Consider the following 16,197-nt stretch of genomic DNA (forward strand, 5'->3'; position numbering starts at 1 on the left):
CGCAGTCAAACGGCCTCAGGTCCGCGTCCGCGCAAGGTTAAGCGTGCCGACCGCATTGCGCAGCACCACCTGCTCGCTGCCGATGGCCTCGACGACGAAGGGTAGGGCAAGCGCCTTTTCGCCTGCTTCCTCGAAGCTCGGATCGGCGCAGGCCATGCGGGTCTTGGCGATGGTGCCAACGCTGAGCACCCGGTCCGCCAGCGCAAAAGGCGCATTCAGCCGGTTGCAGCCGAGCACCATGCTCAGCCGTCCGCGCTCGAACGAAGCGGTAAAGGGGCGGTCGAGCGGGGTCGGGCGGCCGTTGACCGACAGCACCGTCCAGCTTCCCGCGCCGAGGCTCAGGCCCTGCGACTGCTCGCCGCCGCAGCCTTCATAGGTCCGGCCGTCCACCGTCACCCGTACCGTCTGGGTGGTGGTGGTCGAGGTCAGCGCGCAGGCCTGGGTCCGGCTGTCGATCAGGATGCGCTGGCCTTGCAGGCGGCCGTTCTTGGGCACCGTGCCGGTCGGATTGGCCTCGTCCACCGCCGGCGCGCCGCCGGGGCCCGAAAAGACGATCCGCGCCGGGGTCACGGTCAATTGCCAGGCCGGGGTTTCGCCCCGCGCGAGCAAAGGGTCCACAGCCGGCCCGCCGACGCTGCCGCTCGTCGCGCAGCCGGCAAGCAGGGCAGAGGCGGCAAGGGGGATGAGTTTGTTGTTCATACGGCCCCAACGCCCCAGCGGCGGAAAAGCTCGTTTCAGGCGGATTTCAGGAGCTTCTTCACCCCGCGCGCCGCCTGCCGGAGGCGCTGTTCGTTCTCGACCAGCGCGATCCGGACAAAGCCTTCGCCTTCTTCGCCGAAGCCGACACCCGGCGCCACCGCGACCCCCGCTTCGGCCAGCAACCGCTTGGAAAATTCCATGCTGCCGAGATGTCGGAACGGCTCGGGGATCGGCACCCAGGCGAACATGCTCGCCTGCGGCACCGGAATCTCCCACCCGGCGCGCCCGAAGCTTTCCACCAGCACGTCGCGCCGCCGTTTATACAGCGCGCGGGTGTCGGCGATGCAGTCCTGCGGCCCGTTCAGCGCCGCCACCGCCGCGGCCTGAACCGGCGTGAAGGCGCCATAATCGAGATAGGATTTCACCCGCGTCAACGCCGCGATCAGCTCCCGATTGCCGACCGCGAACCCGATCCGCCAGCCCGCCATCGAATAGGTTTTGCTCATCGAGGTGAACTCGATCGCCACGTCCTTGGCGCCCTCGATCGCGAGGATCGACGGCGTCGGCACGTCGCCGAAATAGATCTCCGCATACGCAAGGTCGGAGATGATCCAGATCTCATGCTCACGCGCGAAGGCGACCAGTTTCTCGTAGAAAGCGACGTCCGCCACATAAGCCGTCGGGTTCGACGGATACCCGATCACCAGCACCTTGGGCCGCGGCACGGTATAGCGCATCGCCATGCGCAGCCGCTCGAAGAACTCCTCGCCCGGTGCAGCGGGGATCGAGCGGATCGCGGCGCCGGCGATGATGAAGCCGAAACTGTGGATCGGATAGGACGGGTTGGGTGCCAGGATCACGTCGCCCGGCGCGGTGATCGCCTGCGCGAGGTTGGCCAGCCCCTCCTTCGACCCGAGGGTCACGATCACTTCGCTATCGGGATCGACCGTGACCCCGAACCGCCGCTGGTAATAAGCCGCCTGCGCTTTCCGGAGGCCCGGAATGCCCTTCGACGCCGAATAGCCATGCGCATCGGGCTTGGCCGCGACTTCCGACAGCTTGGCGACGACATGCGCCGGGGGCGGGCTGTCGGGATTGCCCATGCCGAGATCGATGACGTCGCGCCCCTCCGCCCGCATCGCCGCGCGCATCCCGTTCACTTCGGCGAAGACGTACGGCGGCAGCCGCTCGATGCGGTAGAAGTCGGTGTGCATGGGGCGATTGTGCCGCCCCTGCTGCACTGCGGCAAGGGCAGGCGGAACAAGGTCGCGCGGGCGTGGTTCGTCTCGAAACGCAACCCACTGGAGGCACGCACCCCATGAACATCCTGATGGTCCTCACCAGCCACGATCAGCTCGGCGACACCGGCAAGAAAACCGGCTTCTGGCTCGAGGAATTCGCCGGCCCTTATTATGTGCTGAAAGACGCCGGCCACACGATCACGCTTGCCAGCCCCAAGGGCGGCCAGCCCCCGCTCGACCCCAAGAGCGACGAGGACGACGCGCAGACCGACGCTACCCGCCGCTTCAAGGCCGACCAGGACGGCCAGGCCCAGCTCGCCGCGACCAAGAAGCTGTCGGAAGTAAATGCTGAGGATTTCGACGCCGTCTTCTACCCCGGCGGCCATGGCCCGATGTGGGATCTGGCGAGCGATGCCGACAGCAAGGCGCTGATCGAAAAGACGCTCGCCGACGGCAAGCCGGTCGGTCTCGTCTGCCACGCGCCCGCCGCCTTGAAGAATGTCACCGCGCCCGACGGCAGCCCGCTGGTCAAGGGCCGCAAGGTTACCGGCTTCACCAACGAGGAAGAAGAAGCGGTCGGGCTCACCGACGTGGTGCCCTTCCTCCTCGAGGACGAATTGCAGCGTTTGGGCGGCAACTACAGCAAGGGCGACACCTTCAAGCCCTATGTCGTGACCGACGGCCTGCTGATTACCGGCCAGAACCCGCCGTCGAGCGAACCGACCGCCGAAGCGCTCTTGAAGGCGCTGGCTAAGGAGCCGGCCGAAGCCTGATCGCCTAGTCCTTCTCCCACGCCGCCCGCTGTCTGACACCGTAGTCGATGCGGATGCGGACCCATTCGCCGACCTGCAACTGGCCGCCGATCCGCGGCGGGCGAACGCGGAATTGCCAGGCGGCGGCAAGCATCGCGCGGGTCAATCGCGACCCGCGCGATTCGCTCACCGGCACGCAATCGTCGACCCGGAAATTGGCCACCGTCCGGCAGGCGATCATCCCCCAGCCGGGCTGCGCGGTGGATAGATACCCGCGCAGCTCGCTCTCGCTCGGCTCGCGCTGCCAGGCAGCGGCGTAGAGTTTCTCGCCATTGGGCCCGGTGCCGTCGACCAGCGGCGTATCGGCCGCGCTGCTCGGCGCGGCGGGGCCATAAGTCCGAGCGGCCTTGGGCGCCGAGGGCAGTGAGCGAAGGTCGGCCGACGCCAGATCGTCGCGCGACAATTCCACCAGCGGCGACGGGCGCGGCGGGGCCGGGGTCGGCGGCTGGATCGATGGCACATCGGGCGCAGGCTGCGCCGGCGCGACCTCCGCCCCCGGCTGCGGCTTGGTCTCGGTGACGACCTTCTTGGTCTCGGGCGTCTGAACCGCTTCCACCACCAGCTCGAGGCTCGGCGCGGCCAGATCGAAGGTCTTGAGCGGCTGGCCCTCCTTGGCCATCTCCGCGAAACGCCCGCTTCCGAGCGTCAGCAGCGCCAGCACCACCAACGCTTCCAGCGCCAGCGCCGCGACCAGCCCGCCGATCCGCTGCTGCCGCGTCTTGCGCCCCTGCCGACTGCGCACCGGCAAGTCGGCCTTGATCGCCGGAGAAGGAAAGGCCACGCCCATCCGCCGCCCTTAGCCGAACCTCGGCCCGCGCACATCCCGCTTATCCTGCGGAGATAGCGATATATTCGACTAGCGGAGCGCGGCTTCCAGCGCGGGCTTCAGATCCGCCCACGAACTGGCGTTGGGCACGAACTGGCCGTTGATCGCGAAACCCGGCGTTCCCTTAAACACGGGGAATTCGCTCTGGGCATTGGCGGTCACCGCGACCTCGCGCTCGATTGCCGCTTCATCGGCCAGACACTGATTGGCCTTGGCGCTGGGCAAGCCGTTCTGCGCCGCAATCCCCTGCAACCCGGCAAGGGTCGCCGCTTCGACGAAGGCCTGGGTCGGCGGCAAGCCTTGCAGCCGTGCCACGCGCTCCGGCGGCGCCTGTTCGAACCGGCCCATCCACCTTTCCTGCTCGCGGTACAGTGCCGCGCTCATCGGGAAAAAGCCCTGCGGCCCGTTGCAGCGAGCGATCAGATTGGCCGCGACATCTACCGGGCCGTGAATGATGAACGGCCGGAATTCCCACTGGACCTGCCCCGCCTTCACCAGCTTCATCACCTCGGGCACGCCCTCGTCCTCGAAGCGCTTGCAGAAGGGGCAGCCGAGCGACGCGATTTCGAGCAGCTTCACCTTGGCATCGGGATTGCCCATCACGATCCCGTCGCCGCTGCCGCTCACCACCGTCGTCCAGTCCCCGCCCGGCGGCGGCGCGACATTGGCAGCCGTGTTGGTCGAGACCGCTCCGCCAGCGGCACCGGAGTCGGCCCCGCCCTTTCCGCAGGCGGCGATCGACAGGGCCAGAAAAGCGATGGCGACGGGGCGAAAACGCACGGGATATTCCCTTCGAAAGATGCGGCGCTGCTTCTCGCAAGCCGGCACCGCCGATGCAATCATTTGTGATCGTAGGCCGGCAGGCTCCACCCCCGCGCGATCGCGAGGCCGCGCAGTGCAAAGCCGGCAAGCGCCGCTATCAGCGCCGCCGCCCAGCCGCTCATGCCGAGCAGCGCCAGGCCGACCAGCAGTCCCGACGACAGCGCCGCGGCGGTGACATAGAGCTCGGGCCGCATCAAAATCGACGGCTCGCCCGCCAGCACGTCGCGGATGATCCCGCCCGCGCAGGCGGTCAGCACCCCCATCGCGAACGCCGGGACCGGGGCGATCCCGAACGCCAGCGCTTTGGCCGCGCCATAGGTCGCATAAGCGCCAAGCCCCGCGGCATCGAACCACAACAAGGCCGATCCCGCGAACCAGCGCCGGCTGACCAGCCACACCAGGGTCGCGGCGGCAAAGCAGATCAGCAACACCTCGTTGCCCTGCACCCAGAACACCGGCGCTCCGATCAGCAGATCGCGCAAGGTCCCGCCACCGACCCCGGTCACCACCGCGAAGAACAGAAAGGTGACGAACGTCTGCCGCCGCTCCGCCGCCAGCAGCGCGCCCGACACGGCGAACACCGCGATGCCGAACAGATCGATCGCCTGGATCGCCAGCGGCAGGACGGGCACGGCAAGCTCGGGCGTCATCTCATCCCCGTCATTGCGAGGAGCGGAGCAACGAAGCAATCCACCGGCGCTGGATTGCTTCGCTTCGCTCGCAACGACGACCTGACCCAACGCCCCTCGTCACCCCTGGCCCGACCCGGGGTGACGGGGAGAGGCTGTCCTACACCGCCCACTTCATGTCATGGTGCCCGCATGACGCTTTCCCTTCCTGCCACGATCTCCCGAACCGACAACAGCAGGCCACCCGCGCTTACCCCCGCCACCGGTGACCTTTGTGACCTTGTTCAGGTTCGCGCGTTGGTTCGGCAGGCCGCGACCGGTGACCTTTGTGACCTTGTTCAGGTTCGCAGCCTGCCGGGAGACCCTCGATGACTACCGAAACGGACACTGCCACGCCTGCTTTTCCGACGCTGGAGGACTGGCAGCACTGGACCCTGGTCATGGGCCGGGCGCAGCAGATGCTGCTCGAAACCTGGGCCGACAGCTGGAAGGCGGGCGATCCCGCGCCGGGCCTCAAGCTTCCGCAGGCGCCCGATCCGATGGCGATGCTGACCGCCGGGGCCGAGGCGTGGGGCAAGGGCATGGAAGCCTGGGGTCAGATGCTCGGCGGGATGAGCGCCGCGGCCGACCGCAAGGACAAGCGCTTCGCCGCCCCCGAATGGCGCGACAACCCGGTATTCGACACCATCCGCCAGTCGTATCTCGCCATTTCCGACCAATTGATGAAGTCGGTCGACGAGGCCGACGGGCTCGACGAGGAGGCGCACACGCGACTCAAGTTCCTGACCGGCAGCTTCGTCGACGCGATGAGCCCGTCAAATTTCGCGCTCACCAATCCGCAGGTGCTGAAGGCGACCATGGAAAGCCGGGGCGAGAACCTCCTCACCGGGCTTCGCCACATGCTCGACGACATGAAGGGCGGACAGCTCAGTCACGTACCCAAGGGCGCGTACGAGGTCGGTCGCAACCTCGCCACCACGCCGGGCAAGGTCATTCACGAAACTCCGCTCTACCAGTTGATCCAGTACACGCCCACGACCGACAAGGTGCTGGAAACGCCGCTGATCGTCTTCCCGCCGTGGATCAACCGCTTCTACATTCTCGACCTGACGCCGGAGAAAAGCTTCGTCCGCTGGTGCGTCGAACAGGGCATCACGCTGTTCATGGTCAGCTGGAAATCGGCCGACGAGAGCATCAAGGATGTCACCCTCGACGATTACGTCCTGCGCGGACAGGTCGACGCGATCGACACCGTGCGCGACCTGCTCGGCGTCGAACAGGTCCACACCATTGGCTATTGCGTCGCCGGCACCACGCTTGCCGCCACGCTGGCGCTGCTGGCGGCGCAGGGAGAGGCGGATAAGGTCGCTTCGGCCACCTTCTTCACCGCGCAGGTCGATTTTGCCGAGGCCGGCGACCTTCGCCTTTTCCTTAGCGACGAGACGATGGGGCTACTGGGACAGCTCTCGGCCGAAACCGGCATCGTCGACGGCCGGGTGATGGCCTCGACGTTCAACCTGCTGCGCGGCCGCGACCTCATCTGGAACTACGTCGTCAACAATTACCTGCTGGGCAAAGAACCGCCGCCGTTCGACCTCCTCCACTGGAACGGCGACGTGACCAACCTGCCGGCCGGCTGGCACCGCGATTATCTGGAGACGCTCTACAAGGGGAACAAGCTGGTCGAGGCGGGCGCGATCAGCGTCGACGGCACCCCGATCGACCTCCGCCAAATCCACACCCCGCTCTACATCCAGGCCGGGCGCGAGGATCATATCGCCCCGCCGCAAAGCGTGTGGAAGATCATGGATCATGTGCCAGGGCCGAAGCGCTTCGTGCTCGCGGGCTCGGGCCACATCGCCGGTGTGGTGAACCCGCCCAGCACGGGCAAATATCAGTATTGGCTGAACGAGGGCGAACCAAAGGACCTCGACGCCTTCATCGACGGCGCGACCGAGCATAAGGGCAGCTGGTGGCCCGATTGGCTGTCATGGCTGACCGAGCGCGCGCCCAAGAAGGTCGACGCCAAGGGCGCGCGGGTGCCCGGCAAGGGTAAGCGCAAGGCGATCGAGGATGCCCCCGGTCGCTATGTGAAAACCCGCTAGAGGATCCCGCCGCCCAGCATCAGCCGCAGCGCGCCGACGATGATCACGAAGATGCAGAGGTTGCGCCCGGCCTTGGACACGGGGCTCAATTGCCCAATCCCGGCGCCGACAACGGCCAGCGGCAGGATCAGCCAGTTGGCCCAGCCGAGCAGCGGCAGGAAGGCGACGGCGGCGCTAATCAGGGCGACGAGCCCGATCAGCAGCGAAATGAGGTTCAACATGCCTCTTATGTCGTTTCGCCGCCGCCCGATTTCCAGTGGCGTGTCACCGGCTGCTGCGTAGCGCGGCGACAAGGTAGATCAGCGCCGCGCTCCAGATGCAGGCAAAAGCGGCGGCATGGGCGGTGGTGAAGGGCTCGCCGAAAAGAAACACGGCGACCAGGAATTGCAGGGTGGGCGCGATGAACTGGAGGATACCGAGGGTCGAATAAGGCAGCAGCCGGGCGGCGGCGGTGAACAGGAGCAGCGGCACGGTCGACACCGCGCCGGCAAGGACGAGGAGGAAGGTGTCGGTGCTGTTGGTGCCCCAGACGGGCTGGCTGGAGGCGAGGGTCGCCCAGGTCAGCCACAGGGTCGCGACGGGCAGCAGCAGGGCGGTTTCGATTCCCAAACCGGCGGTCGCGTCCACGGTCGCGACTTTGCGAAGGAGGCCGTAGAGCGCGAAGGAGACGCACAGGGCCAGGCTGATCCACAGGTGCGACAGGGCGCCGACCGCGAGGATCGAGACACCCACCGCCGCCAGCGCCACCGCCACCCACTGCGGCCGGCTCAGCGGCTCGCCCAGCACGAACCGGCCAAGCAGGATGTTGGCCAGCGGATTGAGGTAATAGCCGAGCGACGCGGCCAGGATGTGCCCGCTGTTGACCGCGTAGACGTAGAGCAGCCAGTTGACCCCGATCAGCCCCGAGGTCGCCAGCAGCAACCGCACCGTCCGCGGCTCGCCCAGGGCCGCCCGGATCGCCGGCCAGGCCCGCTGGAGGGTGATCAGGCCGCCGAGCAGCAGGAACGACCAGACGATCCGGTGCGCCACGATCGCCAGTGCCGGCACCCCCAGCAGCAGCTTGAAATACAGTGGCATCAAGCCCCACGCCGTATAGGCGCCGATCCCAAGGCCGAGGCCGGTACGGGACAGGGCGGGGGCGCGAGGGGGGAGGGGCGCGTTCATTCGCCGCGCCTTGGGGCCGACACGGCCCGCTCGCAAGGATTTGTTAACCACTCCCGGCCTTTGGTCGGGTGGACCGGCGTCGGGGCTGTGCTAGCGAGAGGACGAGATGACACGCGCGCGTTTCGGATTGATCATGACGAGCTTGCTGGCCCTCGCGGCCTGCACCGTCCCCGAACGCCCGCAGGTCGCAGCGCCCGCGCCCGTGATCATCCAGCCGACCAAGGCCGACCGCTGGCGCGCCGTCGCCACCGAGGAAGATACCGAGCGCGTGCGCCGCTTGCCGATGGCGTGGAGCGAGGCGCTGGCCGAAGTGCGGGCCGCCCGTTCGACCTCCGCGCTGCGTGAGGAAGGACCTTTGCTCGAAGCCGGTGCCGGCCTAGCTCGTCCCGCGCCGACGCCCGGCAGCTACAATTGCCGCCTCATCCGTCTCGGCAAGACCGACCGCCGCACGCCGGCACTGGTCAAGTTCAAGCCCTTCTTCTGCTATGTCGAGGTCGAGAACGACCTGCTTACCATCGTCAAGCAGACCGGCACCGAACGCCCCGCCGGCCGGCTGTGGGAAGATGACGACGCCTCCCGTCTGATTTTCCTCGGCAGCATCGCGCTGGGAGAGAAAGAGCGCAACAAGCCTTATGGCGAGGACGCCAGCCGCGACATGGCCGGCGTGTTGGAACGCGTCGGCCCGATGCGCTGGCGGCTCGCCCTCCCGTTCCCACGCTCCGGCGCCAAGCTCGAGGTCTATGAATTGACCCCCGTGGCGGTGCAGCCGGCGGCGTGAGCATCGCCGATCCGGCCACCGTTCGCGAGCATCTGCTTGTCGCCGCGGCCGCCGGCCATCCGCTGACCTATTCCGAACTGCTCGAACGTCTGGGCCATGCCTTCACCCGTCCCAAGATGCGCGCCTTGTGCAAGACGCTGTCGGCGATCGACGAAGCTGCCGAAGCCGATGGCGAGCCCGAGCTTGCGGTGCTGGTGGTGCGCCAGTCGGACGGTTTGCCGGGGCAGGGCTGGTGGACCGGTAGCTGGGAGAAACATCGCTTTACCGGGGAATGGACCGGACCCGCCGCCCGCCGCCTGGTCGAGCGGCTTCAGCGCGACGCCTTTCGCTATTGGCAGGAGCGGGGGCCGAGCTAAGCTGCGGCAAACAGCCCAGGGGGATCAGACATGCTCACGCTCATTGCCGCCGCCGCCATCGTGCAGGCGGCACCCGCCGCTCAGCCCGTCACCGTGATCCACGCCGGCACGCTGATCGACGTCCCCGGCCGCGCGCCGAAGCGGAACGTCTCGATCCTCGTTCAGGGCCGCAAGATCACCGAGGTCCGCAACGGCTTCGCCGACGTGCCCGGCGCCCGGGTCATCGACCTGCGCAACAGCACCGTGATGCCGGGCCTGATCGATTCCCACGTCCACCTCGGCGGGCTCGACGACCGGATCCAGGCGCGGCTGCAGGAATCGGTGCGCAACAGCGAGGACGAAGCCTACACCGCGCTGACCAACGCCAAGAAAACGCTGGCCGCGGGCTTCACCACCGTCCGCGACCTGGGCGGCGATCCGCCCGCCATTCGCGCGCTCAAGGGCGCGATCAACAGCGGCGCGTTCGTTGGCCCAAGCATCATCATGGCCGCCCGCATGGTGTCGGTCTCCGGCGGACACGGCGACCCGGTCAACGGCGTCAACCGCGAGCTCGCCGAGATCGGGCACAACCATCAGACCAACGTCTGCAACGGCCCCGACGACTGCCGCCGCGCGACGCGCGAGCAGATCCGCGACGGCGCCGACGTGGTGAAGATCGCGGCCACCGGCGGCGTCCTCAGCAATGTCGCGGGCGGGCTCAACCAGCAGATGGCCGACGACGAGATGAAGGCGATCGTCGAAACCGCCCGCTCCTTCGACCGCAAAGTCGCGGCGCACGCCCACGGCGCCAACGGCATCAACGCCGCGCTGCGCGCCGGGGTCGCCTCGGTCGAGCATGGCACCTTCACCAACGACGAGACCTTCCGGCTCTACAAGCAGACCGGCGCTTATTATGTGCCGACGCTGCTCGCCCCGGCCGCCGCCTATCGCGACGGCGAGCGCGGTGCGCTGACCCCGGCGCAGTTCGAGAAAGCTCGTGCCGCCCGCGGCAATGCGGAGAAGAGCTTTGCCCGCGCGGTGCGCGAGGGGGTGAAGATCGCGTTCGGCACCGACAGTGCGGTCAGCCCCCACGGCAAGAATGCCGAGGAATTCGCGCTGATGGTGAAAAACGGAATGGCGCCGGCCGACGCCATCAAGGCCGCCACGGTCAGCGCCGCCGACCTCCTCGGCGTATCGGCGATCGCCGGCACCATCGAGCCTGGCAAGGACGCCGACATCGTCGCGGTCGAAGGCGATCCGTTGGCGAATATCCGGTTGCTGGAGAATGTCGGGTTCGTGATGAAGTGGGGTCAGGTCTACAAGGCCGGCGGCCAGCGCCAGTTGACCGCCGCCGACTGAGCGTCAGGCGGTCTCGAGCAGGCGCGCGGCCTGGGCGCGCGCCTCCTCGGTGACCGCCGCGCCCGACAGCATCCGGGCGATCTCCTCGCGCCGTTCGTCGGCGTCGAGCAGGCGCACGGTGGTCCGGGTGCCCTCGTCGCCGTGGCTCTTCTCGATCCGATAATGGCGGCTCGCCCGCGCCGCGACCTGCGGCGAGTGGGTGACGACCAAGAGCTGGCTCTTGGTCGCGAGCCGGGCCAGCCGCTCCCCGATCGCGCTCGCCACCGCGCCGCCGACGCCGCGATCGATCTCGTCGAAGATCATCGTCGACGCGCCGCCTTCTTCCGCCAGCGCGACCTTCAAGGCTAGGATGAAACGCGACAATTCGCCGCCCGAAGCGATCTTGGTCAGCGCGCCGAACGGAGCGCCGGGGTTGGTCGAGATTTCGAACTCGACCCGGTCGGTACCGGTCGGTCCGGGCTCGCCGGGGGCAACGACGGTGCGAAAGCGCGCAGCTTCGAGCTTGAGCGGTGCAAGCTCGCCCGCGACCGCGCGATCCAGCCGTTCGGCAGCGGCGCGCCGGGCCTCGCTCAGAGCAGTCGCGGCGGCGGCGTAGTCGCTTTCAGCCACTGCCAGCGACCGCTCAAGCTCGCCGATCCGACTTTCGCCCGCATCGATCGCCTGCCGCTGCTCGCGCATCCGGTCGAGCAGTTCGGCGAGCTGATCGGGCTCGACCCGGTGCTTGCGGGCAAGGCCACGAAGCTCGAACAGCCGCGTCTCCGCTTCGTCCAGTTCCTCGGGCGAAAAAGCGAGGTCGCGTTGGGCGGCCATCACCTTTTCCTCGGCTTCGCCGCCTTCGATCAGGGCACGGTCGAGCGCGGTCAGCGCTTCGGTAAGGAGCGGGTGGGTGTCGGCAATGCGCTCCAGCCGCCGCGCCGCCTGGCGCAACTGCGACAGCCCGCCGTCCGACCCGGTGAACAGGCCGGCCAGTCCGTCGAGATCGTCCTGCACCCGCGCGAACTGCTTCATCGCGGCGCGCTTGTCGGCGAGGGCCTGTTCCTCGCCCTCCTCGGGCTCGAGCTTCTCCAGCTCGGCGATGCTGTGGTCGAGAAATTCGCGGTCGCGGTCGGCGTCGGCGGCTTTCGACCGTAGCTGTTCGAGCTCGGCGCGCAGGTCCGACAGGCGTCGCCAGGCGCGCGCGACGGGCGCGGCATCGACCCGCCCGAAGCTGTCGAGCAAGGCGCGGTGGCCCTTGGGGTTGAGCAACCCGCGATCGTCATGCTGGCCGTGGATCTCGACCAGGCTGCTTCCCGCTTCGCGCAACGTCGCCGCCGGGACCGGTCCGCCGCCGAGAAAGGCGCGGCTGCCGCCATCGGCCTTCAAAGTGCGGCGGAAGATCAGCGGCTCGCCCGCTTCCTGTTCGAGCCCGGCCTCGTCGAGCAACGCCAGCGCAGGATGGCCGGCGGGAAGGTCGAATTCGGCGGTGACCGAGGCCGCGTCCTGGCCCGAGCGCACCAGCCCGCTGTCGGCGCGCATACCCAGCGCGAGGCCGAGCGAATCGAGCAGGATGGATTTGCCCGCGCCGGTCTCGCCGGTGAGAACGCCGAGGCCGTCGCCGAAATCGAGGGTGAGCCGGTCGATCAGCACCACGTCACGGATGACGAGTTGCCTCAGCATGCCGGCCCGGCGCTGTTCCTCAAGCCGCCTGGCGAGGGGCGTTCGGCACGTGCCGCTGCACCAGCGTATAAGCGCGCTCGTACCAGACGGTGCCGGGGTAGTTGCGACCGAGCACCGCCGCCGCCTTCACCGCTTCGTCCGGGGTGCCGAGCGCAAGATAGCTTTCGGTCAGACGCATCAGCGCTTCGGGCGTGTGGGTGGTGGTCTGATACTTATCGACCACCTCGCGGAAGCGGTTGACGCTGGCCAGCCAGTTGCCCGCGCGCTGGTAATAGCGGCCGATTTCCATTTCCTTGCCGGCGAGCTGATCGTTGATGAGATCGAGCTTCAGCCGCGCATCGGCCGCATAGCGGCTTTCGGGATAGCGGCGGATGAGTTCGTTAAACGCATCGCTCGACTGAAGCGTAATCTTCTGGTCGCGGGTGACGTCGCCGATCTGATTGTAATAGCTCATCGCGATCAGGTAATTGGCGTAGGGCGCGTCCTTGTTACCCGGATGGATGGTCAGGAAGCGCTGGGCCGAGCTGATCGCGTCGGGATAGGTCTTGGCCATGTAATAGCTGAACGCGCTCATCAGCTGCGCGCGGCGGGCCCAGACCGAATAAGGATGCTGGCGCTCGACCTCGTCGAAGATCTTCGCCGCCTGCTCATATTCACCGCGGTCGAGGCGGTTCTTGGCGAGCGCGTAAAGCGTGTTCACGTCGCGCGCGACATAGGCGGTGTCGGCCTTGGTCCGCCCGCGACCGGCGCAGCCGGCGGCCGGCAGCACGACCGCGACGCCGAGAGCGAGGAGAAACAGACGATTGGGCTTCAGCATGGATGCCTTTCTAGGGCAGTCGGAGGGGCAGGCCAAGCGCTCTTGAGCGGGTGTGGCTGAACCGCGGCTTACACCACCGCGCCGTCGCCGCCGGTGACCCTGGCGGCCTTGTCCTCGACCTTGAGGAAGCTGTCGGGCTTAACCCCCAGCCAGACCAGGATCGGGGCCGAGATGTAGATCGACGAATAGGTGCCGATGAAGGTGCCGAGCAGAATGGCGGCGGTGAGGCCGAAGATGACGTCGGGGCCGAGCAGCAGCAGGACGGCGAGCGCGAGCATGATCGAGCCCGAGGTCACGATGGTCCGCGACAGGGTTTCGTTCAACGACAGGTTGAGCAATTGCACCGTCTGCATCTTGCGGAACTTGCGCATGTTCTCGCGGATGCGGTCGTAGATCACCACCGTGTCGTTGAGCGAATAACCGACCACCGCGAGGAAGGCGGCGACGATGTTGAGGTCGACCTGCAACTGCGTCAGCGCGAAGAAACCGAGAATCAGCGCGACGTCGTGGAACAGGGTGACCAGCGCCCCGACGCCGAATTGCCATTCGAACCGGAACCAGATGTAAATCGCAACCCCAAGCATGGCGAGCGTGATCGCCAGCAAGCCGTCCTTGGCAAGCTCGTCCGAGACTTTGCCGGACACCGCTTCGGCGGCTCCCACGGTGACGCCCGGATATTGCGCCTGAAGCATGCCGCGCACCTTGTCGGTGATCGCGGCGGCCTGCGATTGCGGGCCTTCGGGGCGGGGCAGGCGGATCTGGTAGGTTTTGCCGTCGCCGAATTCCTGGATGCTGGCTTCGCCGACGTCGAGCGCTTCGACCCGGCTGCGCAGATCCTCGATCGCGACAGGCTGGGCAAAGGTGGTGCGAACCACCTGGCCGCCGATGAAGTCGACGCCGAGGTTCAGGCCCTTCACCGCGACCAGCGCCAGGCTTGCGGCGGTGACCAGGATCGACAGCAGAAGGGCGATGTTGCGCACCTTCATGAAGTCGATGTTGGTGTTGTCGGGAACGAGCTTCAGAAGCTTCATGGGTCAGCGGCCTCAGATATGCAGTTCGCGGGGCCGCTTGCGCTTGACCCACAGGGCCACCAGCAGGCGGGTGAAGTTCACCGCGGTGAACACCGAGGTGATGATGCCGATCAGCAGCACGATGGCGAAGCCGCGCACCGGGCCCGAGCCGAAATACCACATCATCGCCGCGGCGATGGTGTTGGTGATGTTGGCGTCGAAGATGGCGGTGGATGCTTCCTTGTAGCCGGTGTCGATCGCGTCGAGCAGCTTGCGGCCGCGCCGTTGCTCTTCTCGGATGCGCTCGTTGATCAGCACGTTGGCGTCGACCGCCGCACCGATGGTCAGCACGAAGCCGGCGATTCCGGGCAGGGTGAGCGCGGAGCCGAAGATGCCCATGATCGCAAGGATCATGAAGGCGTTCACCAGCAGCGCGATGTTCGCGTAGACTCCGAACCGGCCATACGTGATGATCATGAAGAGCATCACGGCCAGCACCGCCACGGCGGAAGCGACCAGGCCCTTGCTGATCGAATCGCGGCCGAGTTCGGCCGACACGGTACGCTCTTCGATGACATCGAGCTTCACCGGCAGCTTGCCCGACGACAGCGCGACGGCGAGCTCGTTGGCGGTTTCGACGGTGAAATTGCCAGAGATGGTCGCGGTGCCGCCGATGATCGGCTCGTTGATGTTGGGCGCCGACAGCACCTTGTTGTCGAGGATGATGGCAAACGGCTTGCCGACATTCTCGGTGGTGGCGCGCGCGAAACGGCGCGCACCGGCGGTGTCGAAGCCAAGCGTGATGTTCGGCGCGCCCGTCTGCTGATCAAAGGTCTGCTGCGCGCGGCTGACCTGATCGCCAGCGACCATCACCCGGCGCTGCACCGCGATCGGGCCCGAACCGTCGGCCATTTGCAACACCTGGCTGCCGGCGGGCGCACGGCCCTGGGCGACCTGATTGGGATCGGCGCGCTGATCGACCAGCTTGAACTCCAGGCGCGCGGTCTGACCGATCAGGCGCTTCAGCGCTTCAGGATCGTCGACGCCCGGCACCTGGACCAGGATGCGGTTGCCGCCCTGGTTGATCACGGTGACCTCGCGGGTGCCCGACGGATCGATGCGGCGGCGCACCACGTCGCGGGCGACGGTCATCGCATCCTTGACCGCTTGTTCGGCGCCCTGGGGCGTCGGGGTCATGATGACCCGGTTGCCGTCCACGGTGCTGACGTTCCAAGTGCGGGTGCCGGTCAGGCCTACCCCGGCGGTGAGGGTGCGAAGCCGCTCCACCGCCGCGTCGAGCTGCGAGGGATCGCGCAGCATGAAGCTCACCCGCCCATCGGCGGTCGAGATGTCGCCGGTCTGAATCCGCGGATCGCGGCGCAACTCCTGCGACACGCTGTCTTCCATCGCCGCGAGCCGCTGCTTCTGAGCATCGGCAAGATCGGCTTCGAGCAGCAGCTGGCTACCACCGTTCAGATCGAGGCCGAGCGCAATCTGGGTGCGCGGGGCCAGACTGGGCCAGGTCGCGACCTCGGACTTCGGAAAGAAGCTCGGGATGGCGAAGGCGACGCCGAGCGCGATGGCGAGGAAAATTCCCCAGATCTTCCACTTCGGCGGATCGAACATCAGTCGTTCGCGCCCTTGGGAGTGGCATTCAGGACCTGGCTGAGGGTCGACTTGACCACGCGGACCTTGACGCCCGGGGCGATCTCGACCTCGGCTTCGCGTTCGTCGACGACGCGGGTGACGCGGCCGCGAATGCCGCCGGCGGTGATCACTTCGTCACCCTTCTTGACCGCCGCGATCATCGCCTGGTGATCCTTCACCCGCTTCTGCTGCGGGCGGATCATCAGGAAATAGAAGATGATGAAGATCAGCAGGAACGGGAAGATCTGCATGATGAAGGCGGTGGCTCCGCCGGGCGCTGCGGGTGCAGCGGCTGCG

General features: G+C 67.3%; 17 protein-coding genes. 5 read left to right on the forward strand and 12 right to left on the reverse strand.

Annotated features, from left to right (window positions below; all coding sequences use genetic code 11):
* Positions 1 to 15: 15 nt before the first annotated feature.
* Positions 16 to 699, reverse strand: coding sequence for an META domain-containing protein (locus tag V6R86_RS05190; RefSeq protein ID WP_338502705.1), 684 nt, complete (start codon positions 697 to 699; stop codon positions 16 to 18).
* 35 nt (positions 700 to 734) lie between these two features.
* Positions 735 to 1,913 carry an LL-diaminopimelate aminotransferase gene (locus V6R86_RS05195; RefSeq protein WP_338502706.1) on the reverse strand — a complete coding sequence of 393 codons (1,179 nt, stop codon included), beginning with the start codon at positions 1,911 to 1,913 and terminating at the stop codon, positions 735 to 737.
* 104 nt (positions 1,914 to 2,017) lie between these two features.
* On the opposite strand from V6R86_RS05195, the gene V6R86_RS05200 reads away from it, so the two are divergent.
* Positions 2,018 to 2,713 (forward strand): type 1 glutamine amidotransferase domain-containing protein, encoded by a 696-nt coding sequence (locus tag V6R86_RS05200; protein ID WP_338502707.1) that lies wholly within the window; start codon positions 2,018 to 2,020, stop codon positions 2,711 to 2,713.
* A gap of 4 nt (positions 2,714 to 2,717) precedes the next feature.
* Here V6R86_RS05200 and V6R86_RS05205 read toward each other — a convergent pair whose 3' ends face one another.
* The 3 genes from V6R86_RS05205 to V6R86_RS05215 all read right to left on the reverse strand — a co-directional run bounded on the left by V6R86_RS05205 (position 2,718) and on the right by V6R86_RS05215 (position 5,050).
* Positions 2,718 to 3,533, reverse strand: a complete 816-nt coding sequence (locus V6R86_RS05205; RefSeq protein ID WP_338502708.1) for a hypothetical protein — start codon at positions 3,531 to 3,533, stop codon at positions 2,718 to 2,720.
* Between the two features lie 75 nt (positions 3,534 to 3,608).
* Positions 3,609 to 4,358 (reverse strand): DsbA family protein, encoded by a 750-nt coding sequence (locus V6R86_RS05210; RefSeq protein WP_338502709.1) that lies wholly within the window; start codon positions 4,356 to 4,358, stop codon positions 3,609 to 3,611.
* Positions 4,359 to 4,417: 59 nt separating this feature from the next.
* Positions 4,418 to 5,050 carry a trimeric intracellular cation channel family protein gene (locus V6R86_RS05215; RefSeq protein ID WP_338502711.1) on the reverse strand — a complete coding sequence of 211 codons (633 nt, stop codon included), beginning with the start codon at positions 5,048 to 5,050 and terminating at the stop codon, positions 4,418 to 4,420.
* Positions 5,051 to 5,397: 347 nt separating this feature from the next.
* Here V6R86_RS05215 and V6R86_RS05220 point away from each other — a divergent pair, with 347 nt between their 5' ends.
* A complete protein-coding gene (locus V6R86_RS05220; protein ID WP_338502712.1) occupies positions 5,398 to 7,134 on the forward strand; it encodes a class I poly(R)-hydroxyalkanoic acid synthase in 1,737 nt (578 codons plus the stop codon).
* Here the strand turns inward: V6R86_RS05220 and V6R86_RS05225 are convergent.
* Entirely contained in the window at positions 7,131 to 7,355 is a 225-nt protein-coding gene (locus tag V6R86_RS05225; RefSeq protein WP_338502713.1) for a hypothetical protein, read from the reverse strand. The two genes, V6R86_RS05220 and V6R86_RS05225, sit on opposite strands and share 4 nt — an antisense overlap.
* 43 nt (positions 7,356 to 7,398) lie before the next feature.
* Positions 7,399 to 8,298 carry an EamA family transporter RarD gene (gene rarD, locus V6R86_RS05230; RefSeq protein ID WP_338502714.1) on the reverse strand — a complete coding sequence of 300 codons (900 nt, stop codon included), beginning with the start codon at positions 8,296 to 8,298 and terminating at the stop codon, positions 7,399 to 7,401.
* 133 nt (positions 8,299 to 8,431) lie between these two features.
* Between rarD and V6R86_RS05235 the strand changes: the two genes are divergently transcribed.
* The 3 genes from V6R86_RS05235 to V6R86_RS05245 are packed head-to-tail and all read left to right on the forward strand — an operon-like array spanning position 8,432 to position 10,770.
* Positions 8,432 to 9,076 carry a DUF4893 domain-containing protein gene (locus V6R86_RS05235; protein WP_338502715.1) on the forward strand — a complete coding sequence of 215 codons (645 nt, stop codon included), beginning with the start codon at positions 8,432 to 8,434 and terminating at the stop codon, positions 9,074 to 9,076.
* Entirely contained in the window at positions 9,073 to 9,432 is a 360-nt protein-coding gene (locus tag V6R86_RS05240) for a ribose-phosphate pyrophosphokinase (RefSeq protein ID WP_338502717.1), read from the forward strand. Before V6R86_RS05235 ends, V6R86_RS05240 begins: the two co-directional genes overlap by 4 nt.
* A 30-nt stretch (positions 9,433 to 9,462) precedes the next feature.
* Positions 9,463 to 10,770, forward strand: a complete 1,308-nt coding sequence (locus V6R86_RS05245; RefSeq protein WP_338502718.1) for an amidohydrolase family protein — start codon at positions 9,463 to 9,465, stop codon at positions 10,768 to 10,770.
* Between the two features lie 3 nt (positions 10,771 to 10,773).
* Here V6R86_RS05245 and recN read toward each other — a convergent pair whose 3' ends face one another.
* The 5 genes from recN to yajC all read right to left on the reverse strand — a co-directional run bounded on the left by recN (position 10,774) and on the right by yajC (position 16,151).
* The gene (gene recN / locus V6R86_RS05250) at positions 10,774 to 12,426 is read right to left on the reverse strand and encodes a DNA repair protein RecN (RefSeq protein WP_338502719.1); all 1,653 of its coding nucleotides are present in this window, start codon (positions 12,424 to 12,426) and stop codon (positions 10,774 to 10,776) included.
* Between the two features lie 19 nt (positions 12,427 to 12,445).
* Positions 12,446 to 13,243: an outer membrane protein assembly factor BamD gene (locus V6R86_RS05255; RefSeq protein WP_338502720.1), complete on the reverse strand. Its 798-nt coding sequence runs from the start codon at positions 13,241 to 13,243 to the stop codon at positions 12,446 to 12,448.
* A 68-nt stretch (positions 13,244 to 13,311) separates the two neighbouring features.
* Positions 13,312 to 14,274: a protein translocase subunit SecF gene (gene secF / locus V6R86_RS05260; RefSeq protein ID WP_338502721.1), complete on the reverse strand. Its 963-nt coding sequence runs from the start codon at positions 14,272 to 14,274 to the stop codon at positions 13,312 to 13,314.
* 12 nt (positions 14,275 to 14,286) lie between these two features.
* Positions 14,287 to 15,879 (reverse strand): protein translocase subunit SecD, encoded by a 1,593-nt coding sequence (gene secD, locus V6R86_RS05265; protein ID WP_338502722.1) that lies wholly within the window; start codon positions 15,877 to 15,879, stop codon positions 14,287 to 14,289.
* On the reverse strand, positions 15,879 to 16,151 hold the full coding sequence (yajC, locus tag V6R86_RS05270) for a preprotein translocase subunit YajC (protein WP_425335979.1): 273 nt from the start codon (positions 16,149 to 16,151) through the stop codon (positions 15,879 to 15,881). Before yajC ends, secD begins: the two co-directional genes overlap by 1 nt.
* Positions 16,152 to 16,197: the final 46 nt, after the last annotated feature.

The sequence above is a fragment of the Sphingomonas kaistensis genome, assembly GCF_036884275.1.
GTDB classification, from domain to species: Bacteria; Pseudomonadota; Alphaproteobacteria; order Sphingomonadales; family Sphingomonadaceae; genus Sphingomicrobium; species Sphingomicrobium kaistense_A.